15 protein-coding genes and 1 pseudogene are annotated in these 13,681 nt (G+C 69.3%); 3 read left to right on the forward strand and 13 right to left on the reverse strand.

Going from position 1 to position 13,681, the window contains the following annotated elements; all coding sequences use genetic code 11:
• Positions 1-114: 114 nt before the first annotated feature.
• A pseudogene (locus tag E1288_RS49525) lies at positions 115-318 on the reverse strand (HalD/BesD family halogenase); the annotation flags it as partial.
• Here E1288_RS49525 and E1288_RS50640 point away from each other — a divergent pair.
• On the forward strand, positions 253-426 hold the full coding sequence (locus E1288_RS50640) for a hypothetical protein (RefSeq protein ID WP_235884248.1): 174 nt from the start codon (positions 253-255) through the stop codon (positions 424-426). The pseudogene E1288_RS49525 and the gene E1288_RS50640 sit on opposite strands and share 66 nt — an antisense overlap.
• On the opposite strand, the gene E1288_RS50230 is transcribed toward E1288_RS50640, so the two are convergent.
• The 5 genes from E1288_RS50230 to E1288_RS44280 all read right to left on the reverse strand — a co-directional run bounded on the left by E1288_RS50230 (position 371) and on the right by E1288_RS44280 (position 3,919).
• Positions 371-814 (reverse strand): hypothetical protein, encoded by a 444-nt coding sequence (locus tag E1288_RS50230; RefSeq protein WP_132495071.1) that lies wholly within the window; start codon positions 812-814, stop codon positions 371-373. The genes E1288_RS50640 and E1288_RS50230 overlap by 56 nt on opposite strands.
• Positions 815-970: 156 nt before the next feature.
• Positions 971-1,426, reverse strand: a complete 456-nt coding sequence (locus E1288_RS50645; RefSeq protein WP_132495073.1) for a Fur family transcriptional regulator — start codon at positions 1,424-1,426, stop codon at positions 971-973.
• A gap of 134 nt (positions 1,427-1,560) precedes the next feature.
• The gene (locus E1288_RS44270) at positions 1,561-2,613 is read right to left on the reverse strand and encodes a WD40 repeat domain-containing protein (RefSeq protein ID WP_132495075.1); all 1,053 of its coding nucleotides are present in this window, start codon (positions 2,611-2,613) and stop codon (positions 1,561-1,563) included.
• Positions 2,610-3,620 carry a CobW family GTP-binding protein gene (locus E1288_RS44275; protein ID WP_132495077.1) on the reverse strand — a complete coding sequence of 337 codons (1,011 nt, stop codon included), beginning with the start codon at positions 3,618-3,620 and terminating at the stop codon, positions 2,610-2,612. The genes E1288_RS44270 and E1288_RS44275 overlap by 4 nt, the downstream gene beginning before the upstream one ends.
• Positions 3,617-3,919 (reverse strand): hypothetical protein, encoded by a 303-nt coding sequence (locus E1288_RS44280; protein WP_207954902.1) that lies wholly within the window; start codon positions 3,917-3,919, stop codon positions 3,617-3,619. Before E1288_RS44280 ends, E1288_RS44275 begins: the two co-directional genes overlap by 4 nt.
• Positions 3,920-4,169: 250 nt before the next feature.
• On the opposite strand from E1288_RS44280, the gene E1288_RS44285 reads away from it, so the two are divergent.
• Entirely contained in the window at positions 4,170-4,589 is a 420-nt protein-coding gene (locus tag E1288_RS44285; RefSeq protein ID WP_132495079.1) for a metal ABC transporter solute-binding protein, Zn/Mn family, read from the forward strand.
• 45 nt (positions 4,590-4,634) lie between these two features.
• On the opposite strand, the gene E1288_RS44290 is transcribed toward E1288_RS44285, so the two are convergent.
• The 6 genes from E1288_RS44290 to E1288_RS44310 all read right to left on the reverse strand — a co-directional run bounded on the left by E1288_RS44290 (position 4,635) and on the right by E1288_RS44310 (position 11,593).
• Entirely contained in the window at positions 4,635-5,360 is a 726-nt protein-coding gene (locus tag E1288_RS44290) for a class I SAM-dependent methyltransferase (RefSeq protein WP_165968603.1), read from the reverse strand.
• An 87-nt stretch (positions 5,361-5,447) separates the two neighbouring features.
• The gene (locus E1288_RS50045; protein ID WP_268952031.1) at positions 5,448-5,573 is read right to left on the reverse strand and encodes a hypothetical protein; all 126 of its coding nucleotides are present in this window, start codon (positions 5,571-5,573) and stop codon (positions 5,448-5,450) included.
• Positions 5,574-5,997: 424 nt separating this feature from the next.
• Complete coding sequence (locus E1288_RS44295; protein WP_132495083.1) at positions 5,998-8,154, reverse strand: heavy metal translocating P-type ATPase; 2,157 nt, start codon at positions 8,152-8,154, stop codon at positions 5,998-6,000.
• A 2-nt stretch (positions 8,155-8,156) separates the two neighbouring features.
• The gene (locus tag E1288_RS44300; RefSeq protein ID WP_132495085.1) at positions 8,157-8,459 is read right to left on the reverse strand and encodes a DUF1490 family protein; all 303 of its coding nucleotides are present in this window, start codon (positions 8,457-8,459) and stop codon (positions 8,157-8,159) included.
• 167 nt (positions 8,460-8,626) lie between these two features.
• Entirely contained in the window at positions 8,627-10,282 is a 1,656-nt protein-coding gene (locus E1288_RS44305; RefSeq protein ID WP_165968605.1) for a cation-translocating P-type ATPase, read from the reverse strand.
• Positions 10,283-10,498: 216 nt separating this feature from the next.
• A complete protein-coding gene (locus tag E1288_RS44310) occupies positions 10,499-11,593 on the reverse strand; it encodes a saccharopine dehydrogenase NADP-binding domain-containing protein (RefSeq protein WP_132495089.1) in 1,095 nt (364 codons plus the stop codon).
• 71 nt (positions 11,594-11,664) lie between these two features.
• On the opposite strand from E1288_RS44310, the gene E1288_RS44315 reads away from it, so the two are divergent.
• Entirely contained in the window at positions 11,665-12,585 is a 921-nt protein-coding gene (locus E1288_RS44315; protein WP_132495091.1) for an NAD(P)/FAD-dependent oxidoreductase, read from the forward strand.
• Between the two features lie 60 nt (positions 12,586-12,645).
• Here the strand turns inward: E1288_RS44315 and E1288_RS44320 are convergent.
• The coding region (locus tag E1288_RS44320) for a phosphopantetheine-binding protein (RefSeq protein WP_235884249.1) at positions 12,646-13,681 on the reverse strand (1,036 nt) is incomplete at its 5' end.

Here is a 13,681-nt window from a genome sequence, read left to right on the forward strand (position 1 = left end):
AGTAGGCGCGTGGATCGGGCTGTGTGTAGATCTGGTCGAGCAAGATCTTTCCGGTGACGTCGAACTGCACGGACCGTCCTCCTCGCTTCTGGCAGTCGCCGACTGGTCTGGCGCTCAATCCAGCAGCTGGTCGCTCCGCGCCGCGCGTCTCCCAGCGGCCAGGTGTGCGGGCGGCACCCGGCCGAAGATCTGCCGCGTCCGCGACACGCTGCCGATGGCCCCAGGATGCTCGCTGAAGGCGAAGATCGCCGTATGGCCAGCCGTTTCGCCTTGCACCGGGGTTACTCGGTGCAGCGAGTAACGGCCTTTGAACAGCTGCCCTGCCAGGGCAACGTGATCTGCGGCGACCGCGCGGACGAATGGTCGCGATTCATCCCGAACCGCCCCTACGAGGTTCCCTGCCTGTCGCCGACGGGTGAATCCTGACCCTGTGTGGGCGCCTGGGCTCTAGTACTTGTCGCAACACGGTGGCGCAGTACCTCGGCGACCGCGGCGTGGTCGGTCTTACCTGCGCGGCGATCATCACGGGCAGCTGGTAGATCATGTCGTCGGCGGTGCGGATCGCCTCGACTGCGGAGACCTTGAAGGGGCGCAGTACATTCCCATAGACCCTGTCGTGGTCGCGGCCAGGCAACTCGACGAAGTTGTCGCCGCTGGCGCCCGATCCCTGGTCGGAGGCAAGACCATCGTCGTCATCGCGCGCCGGCTGTCCACGATCGTGGCTGCGGACCAGATCGTCGTTCTCGGCGGCGGCACGATTGTGCAGCGGGGGACGCACGCGGAACTGCTCGCAGAGCCAGACGGCGGTACGCACGAATGCGGGCTGCCCAGCGCCGGTCGAAGACCTGGCACGTCCCAGCAGGCTGACCGCATCCCGGCGCCGAGCAGCTTTTCGTTGCCTTCTAGGACGGTTCGGGGCGAGCTAGAAGCGGCGTTTCGGCAGAGCCGGCTGGGGTGTGGAATGTCGCGATCAGCAGCGGCATGCTGACCGCGTGCAGCATTCGCCGGTGGCGCGTGGTCTTGGCGGAGCCGAGCATGTCCCGCAGTTTCCCGTGATTTCCACGACGAGGTGCACGTCCGTGAAGCCGTGTTCGGCCGCGATCGCGGTGGCCCAGTCGTCGACGAACGTGGCCGTGATCGGGACTCGTCGGCGGCAATCGCGGCACGCCAGGCGATGTTGCCGTCCCTCGGCTGCGGCGCCGAACAGCTGGGTTCCGGCGGCGTTCTGGATGGTTTCCGCGCGGCCGGATGCCGCCAATGCGTGCAACGATCTGTACACAGTGGCCAGTCCGATGTTTTCGCCGTTCGTGCGCATGGTGAGGTGCAGTGCTTGTGCGCTCACGAAGCCGGGTGTTCGCAGGAGGGCTTCGAACACGGCTCGCTGCTGGCGGCTCCAGCTGCTGGTGCGGTCATGTGATGGGTTCATGCTGCTGGTCTCGCAATCACCGAGCGCGCTTCGGCGCTAGCTCCTGTCCGTAGTTGGCGGATGCCGTGGGTGGCGAGGGCGCAGGGGTGCAACGCTCTCGCCACCGCACAGCCTCGGGGGCTTTGGCCCGCGAGTCAGGCCACGGCCAGTGCGTCGATGCGCCCGCTTCGACGTCCGATGTAGACGATCGGAGTGGTGGCTCCGCTGCTGCCGATGGTGATCGCGGTGACCGGGTCGTCGTCGCGCAGCCCGCCGGCCGGGTGGAGTTCATCGCCCGGCTTGGCGGTGGGGGCGATTCGCCAGACGAGCACGTTGCCGTCCTGGTCGCCGCTGATGAGCGTCTGGCGGTGTCCGGGCACCCAGGAGAACGCGGTCACCGCTGCCTGGTGGCCGGTGAGCACGATCCCGGCGCGGCCGGTCGGCCCGGCGCCGGAGAAGTCCCAGCAGGTGAGGACCTCCGCGGATTCGCAGGCCATCCAGCGGCCGCCGCCTTCGAAGGCCAGGTGGGAGACCGTGGCGGGGAAGCCGGTCATCTGGAAGTCCGAGCCGTCGGTGACCTTCCAGCCGTGCAGGGTCGCGTCCTGGCTGCCGCCGACGACCCAGCGGCCGTTGGGTGCGGCCGTGAGCCCGGAGATCGCGCCCGGTGCCTCCAGCGTGTTGGTGATGCGATCGGTGTCGGGTTCGAAGATCGTCACGCCCTGGTAGGACGACGCCGCGACGCGGAGCTGCCCGCGTGGCCACAGCACGTTGGTCACGGTGCTGGTCAAGGGGACGGAGGTCCAGCGGGTTTTCCCGGACCGGTCCAGGACCCGCACCCGTCTGCCGTCGGCGACCGCGAGGGACTGCGATTTCTTGTCCCAGGCGGCCGATGCCGACCATCCCGCGCCCTCGCTGTGCAGGACCGCGCCGTCGGTGGCGCTCCACAGCCGCCGGCTCCCCATGCCCAGCGCGGCGATCCGGGTGCCGTCCGGGCTGGCGGCGATCGCGAGCAGCGCGTCGTCGAGATCCCGCTCGTAGCGTAGGGAGCCGTCGGGGTCGAAGACCCGCAGCGCGCCTTCGGAGCCTCCGGCCACCAGGGCATCGGGCGCGTTGCGCCCGCCGGGCAGCGCGTCGAGGGCCATGACGGGTTCGCTGGTTTCGGCTTGCCAGCGCGTCCGCAGCTGCGCGCTGTTCGTCAGCGCGGTCATGCCGTGGCCTCCGCGCCCACTGGTTGCAGGCAGGCGCGGAACTCCCGCTCCAGCTGGTCGCGGTCGAGGTTGCGGCCGATGAACACCATCCGGTTCCGGCGTGCTTCGCCCTCGCGCCAGGGCGCGCCGAGGTCGCCGTCGTGGAGCATGTGCACGCCCTGGAAGACGTACCGCTGGTCCGATCCGGCGAGGTTGAGGATTCCCTTGCTGCGGAACAGATCCGTGCCGCGTTCGCCCAGCAGCACGCCCAGCCATTCGTTGAGCTTCTCGACGTCGACCGCGCCGTCGGCCTCGATGCCCACGCTGCTCACCGTCAGGTCGTGCTGGTGGTCGGAGTCCTGCAGGAACTCCGGTTCGTCGGCGAGGATCTTGTCCAGGTCGAACGCGTGCACGCCGAGCACCTCCCGGAGCTCGACGTCGCCGTGCCGGGCGGGCAGGATGCGCACGCCGGCGTTGATGCCGCGGATGCGCCGCTCGACCTCGTCGATCTCGGCCGCGCCGACCAGGTCGATCTTGTTGAGCACCACGCGGTCGGCGAAGGCGAGCTGTTCGACCGCCTCGTTCTCGGCGCCTTCGGGCTTTTCGTCGTCGAGGTGCTGGACGATGTGCTTGGCGTCGACGACCGTCACGATCGCGTCCAGGCGCAGCTGCGTGCGCAGCGTGTCGTCGACGAAGAACGTCTGGGCCACCGGGGCGGGATCAGCGAGGCCGGTGGTCTCGATGAGGATGGCGTCGAAGCGGTCCTTGCGCTTGAGCAGCGCGCCGAGGATGCGGATCAGGTCGCCGCGCACGGTGCAGCAGATGCAGCCGTTGTTCATCTCGAAGACTTCTTCTTCGGCGTTCAGGACCAGGCCGTCGTCGATGCCGACCTCGCCGAACTCGTTCTCGATCACGGCGATGCGCATGCCGTGGTTCTCGGTGAGGATCCGGTTGAGCAGCGTCGTCTTGCCGGCACCGAGGAACCCGGTCAGGACCGTGACCGGCACCCGGTTGTCGGTTTCGCTCATCGTGGCTCGTTCTCCCCTTCAGGTCGGGTGGTCAGGATCTTCCGGACGACTTCGTCGTCCACTTCGGACACCGGCGCGTGGAGTGTCCAGCGCCTCGGGGCTTCGTCCAGCACGGCGATCTTGGTCTCGATCGGTGCGCATCCGGGCTCGGCGCAGGCGAGTTCCTGCACCGTCACCGCCGTTTGAGCGGTCAGCCCGAGGGTGGTGCGCACCAGGTCTGCGATCTCGCCCGCGCGGTCGGCGCGAGCGGGATCCGGCCGGTTCGACCGGCCGAGCAGGCGGCTCAGCGCTTCGTTCATCTCACCTCGCAGCTTTCGTTGTCCTCTCGCTGTAGATGATAACGACAATCATTTTCGTTTGCTCTCGCAGGTGTCATAAATTGATCCGGCGATTTTCAGAAGAGCAACTTGATGACATTCCGCGAAGGACGTCGGCCCAGAGCGGTCGTGACCAGCGCGAGTCTCAGCGCGGCAGTCCTGGTGTTGGCCGGATGAGGCGCGGTACGGTCTGAACCCAGTCCGGCCGAGATCAAGGTCGTGACCTCTGCCGATGTCTGGGGCAGCGTCGTCCAGGCGATTGGTGGCGGAGCCGTCGACGTTGCCGCTGATCGGCGAGCCGATCGTCAACCCACACGCCTACAAGAGCGTTCTGGTCGCGTTCTACCTGCTCGAAGAACCCGGTCTCGGCGATATCACGTCGGACAGCTTCGTGGACGCGGTGGAAGACGGCAACGACCCGCCTGCCGCAGCCGTCGCGGAGATCCAGGACGCGCTCGATGCGCGGCGAGTCACGGCTCTGGTGTTCAACCCGCAGACGGAATCCGCGGTGACCGCACAACTGCGGTCCCGCGCTGAGCAGGTGGGCATCCCGGTGGTCTTGATGACCGAAACCCCGCCCGCAGGCCAGGATTACCTGCAGTGGATGGGAGCCCAGGTCCTCTCGCTCGGCGCGGCGGAGGGTCTGCGGTGAAGGGCCGGGGGTGGGGATGCCCACCCCCGGCCGTCAGGCCCGCGCCTATGTCCGGGTGATGGCGTACATGCCGAGGTCGGTCGGTTCCAGGGGGTGGAGCCGAAGGCCCGCCTGGGCGAGCTCGTCGCGCAGCTGGGGCTCGGCGACCAGGTGCCAGGAGTAGCTCACCTCGCGCTGGTCGACGACGTCGTCGCCTTGGTAGGTGCGGTACGTCATGTGCCAGGTGAGCGTCCCGTCGCCGGTGGGTTCGGCCCGCGCCCGGCACTCGTACCGCCTGCGTCCGATGCTTCCGGTCGACGCCAATGCTTCTGGGATGTCCACGGCCTCGGACGGTGGTTGCAGGTTGAGCACCGCCCGTCCGCCCGGTGCGAGCCGTTCGGCGAGCAACTTCCAGATGTCGCGGCGTTCGGCCGAGGAGAAGTGGCCGATGACGTTCATGGCGACGACCAGGCCCAGCCGGTCGGGGAGTTCGGCCTCCAGGAATCCCTCCGGCAGGACCGTCACGCGGTCGCGCAGGGACTCGTGGGCGTTGACCTTGGCCAGTAGTGCTGAGCGCAGTCCGGCGGACGGTTCCACGGCGAAGATCTCCGCCATTGGCAGCGCATCCCCGATCGCTAGGGTTCCGCAGCCGCTGCCGGCGCCGATGTCGATGACCGGTCCGGCGGGGTCGATGGCCTTGATCGCGTCGGCCAGTACGGGGCCGAAGTCGTCCCAGAACGGGCTGATCAGGATGTCGATGTACTCCGCTGACTCGGCGTATTCGTCGGTCACGAGACTCCTCAGGTGCGATGAAGGTGCTGATCCGCGCAGCGCGGCGGAAGTCGGCGGCCGATGGTCTGGCTCGGCCTTTTCTCGGTGCTAGTTCTGGGTGGCCTGCCGCCGGTGGTGCTGGTTCCAGTGCAGGCGTTGGGGAAGTTCGTCGATGGTCTCCGGTGTCGCTTCCAGCCAACGCGTCAGTGCGGTGAGGTCTTCGGGCGTGCGCACCGGCCCCGCGAGCATGACGGCGCCAAGCGGTTGGCGGGCAGTGGTGCATCGCTGTACCAGTACGAGGTGCCCGGCTGCTCGCGGTGTGGCGGTTTTCCTGGTGTGGCACCACAAATGCCCGAGTGGGCAGTTCGCGCGTACGAGAACTGCGTTGGGGCAGCGGCGGATCGTGTCTCGCAGGGCGGCGAGGATCGGCAGTTGTCCGTCGTCGTCGCAGCTGTCGCAGAGGATGACGGTGAAGCCGGTTCGGGGATTGCTCTCGGTCCTTCGGTGTGGTCGTGGGGCCATCCATTCCCTCGGATCGCACTGGGGTTCGGCTGGTCGTGCCCGGGTTTCAGCGGGTCCCGAAGCGAGCGGAACGCGAACGAACATCGGAACGTAATGATAACCATTTTCGTTTAAAGTGAGAACCCCAGCAGGACGATCAGCGCCTGTCCTCAGGAAGCGGGCCCGGTGGCAGCGCGGGGGTGTGGTTGACGAGGCGCGCAGAGTTGGCGACGACGGTGATGCTGCTGGCGTTGTGCAGCAAGGCCGCCAGGACCGGGTTGATGGAGCCGCCCGCGCCGGCGAGGAGCCCGAGGACGTTGACACCCAGCGCGAGCGCGTAGTTCTGCCGGACGACGCGCAGGGTGTGCTGGCTCAGTTCGACCACGGCCGGGACCTGGCGGAGGTCGTTGCTGGCCAGGGCGATGTCGGCGGTTTCGAGCGTCACGTGCGAGGACTGCGTGCCCATGGCGATGCCGATGTCGGCCGACGCAAGCGCTGGGGCGTCGTTGGTGCCGTCGCCGACCATGGCCACGGTGTGGCCGTCGGCCTGCAGGTCGCGGATCAGTTGGAGCTTCGCCTCGGGGAGCGCGTGGGCGTGCACCTCGGTGATGCCGAGCTTGTCGGCGACGGCCTGGGCAGCCTCGGGCGCGTCACCGGTGAGCAGGATGATGCGCTCGACGCCGAGGCCGCGCAGTTGCGCGATGACTGCGGCGCTGTCGTCCCGGATCGCGTCGGAGATGCCCAGCAGGCCGATCATGTCGTCGTTGCGGGCCAGGCAGATGACGCTCTCCCGCTGGCTGCGCAACTGCTGGGTCCAGCCGTGCGCGCGTTCGGGGAGTTCGAGGCCGTAGTGCCGCAGCAGGGCGGGGCTGCCGACCAGCAGCCGGGCACCGTCGAGCTCGGCCCGCATGCCCATCCCGAGCACCACCTCGCAGGCCTGGTGCACCGGGATTTCGAGGTGTTCCTCGTGGGTGCGGCGCACGATCGCCTGGGCCAGCGGGTGGCGGGCGTGGATCTCGCCGGACGCGGCCAGCGCGAGCACCTCGTCTGCGCTGAAGTCGCCGTTGAGCGCCACCACGCTGGTCACCAGGGGGCGACCGAGGGTGAGGGTGCCTGTCTTGTCGAACACGACGGCCGTCACGCCGCCGGCGCTTTCCAGGTGGGTGCCGCCCTTGATCAGCGTGCCGCGGCGAGCGCCGTTGCCGATCGCCGCGCTGATCGCGGTCGGGGTGGCCAGCCCTGCGGCGCACGGGCATGCGATGAGCAGCATCGTCATCGCCCGGCGCGCGTCGCGGGTGAGCAGGTAGGTCAGGCCTGCGAGAGCGAAGGACACCGGGACGAACCGGCGGGTGAACCGGGTGGCGACCGTCTGCGCCGGTGCCTGGTCGGCCTGGGCCTCCTCGACGCGTTTGATGATCCGCCCGACGGTGGTGTCCTGACCGACCAAGGTCGCGCGGACCCGCAACGACCCCGAGGTGATCACGGTTCCGGCGTAGACCTCGGAGCCTTCGCGCACGTAGACCGGCAGGGCCTCGCCGGTGATCGCCGCCTGGTCCACCAGCGCGGTGCCGGCCGTCGCGATGCCGTCGACGGGGATCTTGTGGTGCTCGTAGACGGCGACCACGTCCTGCGGCTCGACCTTTTCGAGCGGCACTTCGACCTCCACCTCGTCGAGGACCAGCCAGACGCGTTCCTCGCCGACGGTGAGCAGTTCCTCGATCGCCCGGCGGGTGCGGCGCAGCGTCAGGGCCTGGAGGAACTCGCCGATGTTGAGCAGCCACAACACGGTCAGCGCGACGACGTTCTCCCGCAGCAGCAGGGCGACGATCGTCGCGGCGGTCACCAGGGCGTCGGTGCCGGTGTGCCCTCGCCCGGTCAGCCCCTGCAGGAAACCCCGGAAGAAAGGCAGTCCGGTGAAGACGGCGGCGGCACGCAGCAGCCCCGAGGAGCCGCCGCCGAAGCGCGGTAGCCGGAACAGCCGCCGCAGCGCGATGAACGCGAGGACCGCGCCGCCGATGACCAGGCGGGTGATCTCACCGGTGGAGGAATCCGGGGCCCAGCGGGTGGGCCGGTGCGGCAGCGCGCCCTCGGCGGGTGCCTCGAGCAGGGAGACCAGTCGATCGAGGTCGAGCCGTCCGGGGTCGATCCAGACGACCACGTTCCCGGTGCGGGAGAAGATCCGCAGCGCGCGCATGCCTTCGAGGTCGGCGATGCGCTGGTCCACCAGGCCGGCGCCGTCGGGCTGCGCCCGCAGCCACGGCACGACCAACCGAACGCGACCGCCGGCGACGGCGCGCACGAGCACACCGGACATGGTCAGTGCTCGCCGTGCTCGTCTTCCGGGACCTTGACCGCGGTCGGGGCGGGCGCCTGCTTGCCCAGCGACTCGTGCGCCTCGGCGATGAGATCACCGGCCTTCAGGCGGGCCTCCTCCGCGAAGTCGCTGAGCGTGCGGCCGACCACGATGCCGCGCGCCATGGTCGCCACCGCGAACTCCCGGGCCTTGGGTTTGACCTGCGGAGCGGCGCGCTGCGCCGCCTTGACCACGGCGACACCGACCGTTCCCGACACCGCGTAGTGCACGAGCTTCCCGGCGAGCGATCCCAGCAAGAAGTGCATGATCCCTCCTGCTCTCAAGCGGGCACCGCGCCTGACGCCTGGCCGTGGAGAAGTCCGACCCCGCCCGGCGCTGTCGGTAGCCGATGAACGTCTACAACGGACAGCACTGACTCAGTTTGTGCCTTTCACAGCGGAGGTTCAAGAGCGAACCTACGGCATGGTCATGCCTACCGGCGGATATCGTTGACTCGACGGCCCGAGCGGCGGACGCGTGCCGAGTTGGTTATGACCGCGGCGCTACCTGCGTTGTGCAGCACGGCGGCCAAAACGGGGTGGACGGCCCCGGCGGCGCCTGCCAGCATCCCGGCGACGTTGACGCCGACCGACAGCCCGTAGTTCTGCCGCACGATCCGCCGGGTGCGTTGCCCCAGCTCGACAGCCGTGCCGACCTTCGTCAGGTCACCGCCCAGGATCACCAGGTCGGCCAGCGGGGCAAGCGTCGTATCCGCAGTGATCCCGATGTCGGCTTGCGCGAGCGCCAAGGCGTCAACCATCGCTCTGCCGAGGACGGCCACCACGTGCCCCTCGGTTTGCAGGTCGTGGACCAGTGCTGCCCGGGTCTCCGGGCGATCGCCGATGTGCAATTCCGCGGCATCGAGTCCGCGGGCGAGCGCTGCTGCTCGTTCATCGTCGTCCGCGAACGCGGCGATCCGCGTGACTCCGAGCCTGCGCAGGCGGCGCACGGCAGTGGCATCGGTGGCTGGGCATCCCGAGAGCGCGCCGCTGCCGAGCACGATGGCGGTCGCCAGCCCGATGCCTTCCAAGACCCGCTCGCTGGTGGCGTGGACATCGCGGCGGGCGGCGGCTGCGACTCCGGCGGAGACAGCGGTGGGAGTCGAGAGGCCAACGGCGCAGGGGCACGCGATCAGCAGCATCGACATGGCGCGCCGCGCATCACCGGTGACCAGGAACGTCAGCCCCGCCGCGGCGAACGCGGCCGGGGTGAACCGCTGGGCGAACCCGGCTGCGATCGTCGGCAACGGTTCCCGCGCATCGCGCACGCTGCCGGCCCTGGCGAGGAGCTTCGAGGTAGCAGTGTTCGAACCAACTGCGCTCGCGCGTATCCGGAGCGCACCGGAACGCACCGTTGTTCCGGCGAACACCTCGTCGCCTGGACGCACCTGAACAGGCAGGAGGTTCGCGATGATCGCGGACTGGTCGACCATGGCCGAGCCCTCGACCACCACACCATCCACCGGGATCCGCTGGTCTGCGTGCACGGCGACGACGTCCCCGCACTCGACCTGCGATGCGGCGACCTCCACCTCGACCCCGTCGCAGACCAGCCACGTCCGCTGTTCGGTCGCGGCATGCCGTGCGGCGTGTCGCCGGCTGTTGCGCAGCAGCAGTGCTTGGACGAGTTCACCGAGGTTGAGCACGGTCAACACGCCTACGGCGACGATGTTCTGGCGCAGCACCAGTGAAACGATCGTCGCTGCGGCGACCAGAGCATCGGTGCCGGGCGCGTTCCGCCTGGCCAGGCCGCGGCCTGCCCGCCGGAGGAAGGGAAGCCCGATGAACGCCGCGGCAAGGCCGAACATGCCCGAAGCGCCCCGTCCGGCGGGCGCGCGGCGAAGGAAGAACCTGGTCACTGCCGCACCAGCGAGCACGAGCAGCCCGGCGACCAGGCGGCCACCACCCATTCCCGCCGGTGCTCGTCGGGACGCCGCCCAGTGGCGGGCCGGGGCGGTGGGCGGAGTCTGGAGGGCCTTGATCAGCTCGTCGAGCTCGCCGCTGCCGTCGGTCCATACCACGACATTGCCGGTTCGCGTGAAGACGCGCGTGGAGCGAATCCCTTCGAGCCGTGCGAGCTTCTCAGTCACCGGGTCCGCGAGGTCGGGTTGCCGGACGAGCCAGGGCACCGACAGCCGGACCCGGCCGCCGGCCGAAGCGCACACACGGACCCGTCCGGCTGTCGCGCCTGTCCACTGATGTTCCCGGATGCCTGGGCCGTCCAGCACTGCTACCCGGTCGCCGGACATCCCACCGCCTCTCGTCGCCCCCGAGTCACCGGAGACTATCCACAACGATTGTCATTCTCAATTCTGCGGCGCTGAGGTGTGGCCAGCGGCACTGCCGGCTGGTTTCTGGATGGTAAGTGACTGGACGAGGGGGTCGCGGCGGAGCGCTGCGGCGATGTCGTCGGGATCCAGCACGCTGTCCGCGAAGTGCGCTCCGCAGCCGATCTTCTCCTGGACGACGGCGCTGGCCGTCAACGCCGCCACCACGCCGCTGAGCCGGTACGGGTCATCGGTTCGCAGCGTCAGCGACGATGACGCTCCGGTGATGGCCGGGACGCAGGCGGTGAGCACGTAGTACGGGTCGCGCTCGCGCAGGTCCGTTTTCGCCGCCTGCGTCAGCAGTTCGACGTAGTCGTCCCGGAACTCGGGGTCGTCCGCCCATGCCATCGCCAAGGTGGTCGGAATGGCCTCGGAGGCGTAGGCGGTGTAGAAGCGCAGCTCCGCTACGTCGAGTTCTTCGGCGAGGCGGATGCCTTCGGTCGGCAGGAAGGGCATCGCGTCGACGGGCTCGGGAAAGCCGGCCGGCCGCACCTTGCGCAGTGGGGTCAGGGATCGCGAGACCACGGCCCCACCTCGCCAGCGGGCCAGCGACTCCCCGAAGTCGGGACCCTGGGCGAGGAGGATGTCTGCGGCCGATGCCGGTGTCATGCGCACGGCGCCGCCGACATGGATGTCCAGCCGATCTCCGGAGTCGGCGATGAGCCGGGGGAGCAGCCCGGTCAGGCCTGGCATCAATCCGGCGGAGAACACCGCTACACGGTCGCCGGTTGTCGAGCCGAGTGCGCGGTGCGCGGGGACGTCCCCGGCGACGTCGACGTAGTGCGCGCCCGCTTTCAAGGCCGCTCGGGCCACGGTGTCGAGGATGCGGTACGAGGGGCCGGCGCAGTTCAGGACGAGGTGCGCGCCGGTGCAGAAGTCCTGGAGGCTTCCCGCGTCTTCGATGTCCACATAGGACAACTCGATTCCGGGCAGGTCGCCGAGCAGGCCCCTGCCGCGCGACGGATTGCGTCCGCCGACGCGGATTCGGCCGTAGTCGTACTCGGAGAGCCGGCGGACCGCTGTGGCGCCGACTTCGCCGTAGCCGCCGAGTACGGCGATGAGCTGATCGGCCATTGCGCCCCTTCCGTAGCATGGTCTCTGCAACGATAATCGTTTCCATTAGGTTTCGGCTAGAGGGAGCAACCGTGTTAGACGTGATCGTGATCGGCGGTGGGCCCGCGGGGCTCAGCGCCGCGCTCGTGCTGGGCCGGCAGCGCCGCCGGGTGCTGGTCGCCGACAGCGGCCAGGTCCGCAACGCGCCTGCGGACGAGATGCACATGTACCTGAGCCGCGACGGGTTCTCGCCGCACGAGCTGTTGGCGTTGGGGCGCGCCGAGCTGGCCGCCTACCCCGGTGTCGAGGTGCGGCAGGGTCAGGTTTCCTCGGTTTCCGGTGGCATCGACGACTTCACCGTGGAATTCGCCGACGGTAGCAGGGAACGGGCGCGTCGGCTGATCCTGGCGACCGGTCAGATGGATGAGCCCTACGACATCCCGGGCGTGCCGGAGCGCTTCGGCCGCAGCATCTTCCACTGTCCCTTCTGCCACGGCTGGGAGGCCAGCGGCAAGACGCTGGCGGTGCTCGGCCGCGACGTCCCGCAGGTGATGCTCGGGCTGTACCTGGCCGATCGCTACAGCGAGGACGTGGTCGTGGTGACCCACGGTGCGCACGAGCTGCCGGACGAGGTGATCGCCAAGCTCTTGGCGCGGGGAGTGCAGGTGCGCACCGAGCCGCTGGTGAAGGTGACCGGTGAATTGGACGGGCTGCAGTTGCACTTCGCCGACGGATCGGTGCTGGAGCGGCAGGCGATGTTCCACCGTGCACCGACCAGGCAACGCGCGCCGTTCGCCGCGGATCTCGGTTGCGCGATCCTGGAGGATGGCTGCGTCCAGGTCGACGAGTTGCAGGCGACCACGGTTCCAGGTGTGTTCTCGGCCGGGGACATGGCCCGCGTTCCTGCGGTTCCGGACGCGCTGACCCTGGTCAGCCAAGCCGCTGCGGACGGTGTCCGAGCGGCAGTCTGGTTGGAGCAGGGCCTTTTCCGCGCCACTCTGGCGGACTCCTGACGTGCTGACGTCGTGAGTGCGCAAGCGGGCTCCAGCCCGCTTGCGCACCCACAACCGCCGTCAGCGTTCGGGCGAGGCCAGCGCGGCAAGGCCGGAGATCGTCGGAGCTTCGAGGAAGTCCCGGACCGCCACCGCGATTCCCTTTTCCCGGGCGAGCTTTCCGAGCACTCGGACCGCGAGCAGCGAATCGCCGCCCAGGGCGAAGAAGTCGGCCGCGCGGTCGACCCCGCTGATGGCCAGCATCTCCTCCCACACCTCGGCGATGGTGCGTTCTACCTCGGTTCGCGGTGCACCACCTTCTTCGGTTCGGTCCTGGCGTGCATACCGGCCGACGCGCAGCTCCTCGGATTCCGGTGCGTCCGCCGCCGCGGGGAGTGCCACGGGGTCGTTCCAACTGCCGGGCTCGGCGAGCGTGCGGGCGATACCGGTCAGCTCGCGGAACATCGCGTCCACGGCCGCGGTGTCGAAGAGTTCGTCGACCAGGGAGAACACCAGGTACATCTCGTCGCGCAGCTCGAACATCCGCACTTCCAGGGCGACCTGCGGTGTGCGCAGCTGCTGGTGGTGGTCGGCCATGTCGATGCGCCCCAACGGGCCAGCGGTGTCCGGCACGCGTTCGCCCATGGCCGCGTCCATGCCGAGGGTGCTCTGGAAGACGATGGGAGCGACGGGGCGGTGCGTGCCGCGCCGGCGGCCCAGTTCGCGGGAGACCTCGACGCCGCTGATCAGGTTGTGCGCCGCCGATTCGCTGAACCGGCGCTGGTTGTCGGCGGCCAATTCGGCGAAGGTGCCGCCTTCGGCCGGCTCCACCGGGATCAGCATCGTCGAGGCGAACGCGCCGACGATGCGGTGCACGTCGGGGTGCAGCGGCAAGCGGTTGAGCTGCAAGGAGTTCAGCAGCATGCGGCGGTGGCCGGCCTGGCGGGCCAGCACGATGGCGTAGGCGGTGAACATCGCCGCCGACGGCGTCACGCCGTGCGCGGTGCACTGCTTCCGGAACGCGGCCCAGGTCTCGGCGTCCACAGTGGTCTGGCGGGTGCCCATGAGCTCCGGCCGCACGTCGCGAGGGTCGGCGACCAGGGGGAGGGCGGGCGGC

The sequence above is a fragment of the Saccharopolyspora elongata genome (assembly GCF_004348985.1).
In the GTDB taxonomy this organism is placed as follows: domain Bacteria; phylum Actinomycetota; class Actinomycetes; order Mycobacteriales; family Pseudonocardiaceae; genus Saccharopolyspora; species Saccharopolyspora elongata.

What these genes read in the sequence shown, in the direction of transcription:
- E1288_RS44285 (WP_132495079.1), top strand. Translation starts at nt 4,170, where the DNA reads ATGTCTGGGGCAGCGTCGTCCAGGCGATTGGTGGCGGAGCCGTCGACG.
- E1288_RS44270 (WP_132495075.1), bottom strand. Translation starts at nt 2,613, where the DNA reads ATGACCGCGCTGACGAACAGCGCGCAGCTGCGGACGCGCTGGCAAGCC.
- E1288_RS44310 (WP_132495089.1), bottom strand. Translation starts at nt 11,593, where the DNA reads ATGGCCGATCAGCTCATCGCCGTACTCGGCGGCTACGGCGAAGTCGGC.
- E1288_RS44295 (WP_132495083.1), bottom strand. Translation starts at nt 8,154, where the DNA reads ATGTCCGGTGTGCTCGTGCGCGCCGTCGCCGGCGGTCGCGTTCGGTTG.
- E1288_RS44300 (WP_132495085.1), bottom strand. Translation starts at nt 8,459, where the DNA reads ATGCACTTCTTGCTGGGATCGCTCGCCGGGAAGCTCGTGCACTACGCG.
- E1288_RS50640 (WP_235884248.1), top strand. Translation starts at nt 253, where the DNA reads ATGGCCAGCCGTTTCGCCTTGCACCGGGGTTACTCGGTGCAGCGAGTA.
- E1288_RS50645 (WP_132495073.1), bottom strand. Translation starts at nt 1,426, where the DNA reads ATGAACCCATCACATGACCGCACCAGCAGCTGGAGCCGCCAGCAGCGA.
- E1288_RS44280 (WP_207954902.1), bottom strand. Translation starts at nt 3,919, where the DNA reads ATGAACGAAGCGCTGAGCCGCCTGCTCGGCCGGTCGAACCGGCCGGAT.
- E1288_RS44275 (WP_132495077.1), bottom strand. Translation starts at nt 3,620, where the DNA reads ATGAGCGAAACCGACAACCGGGTGCCGGTCACGGTCCTGACCGGGTTC.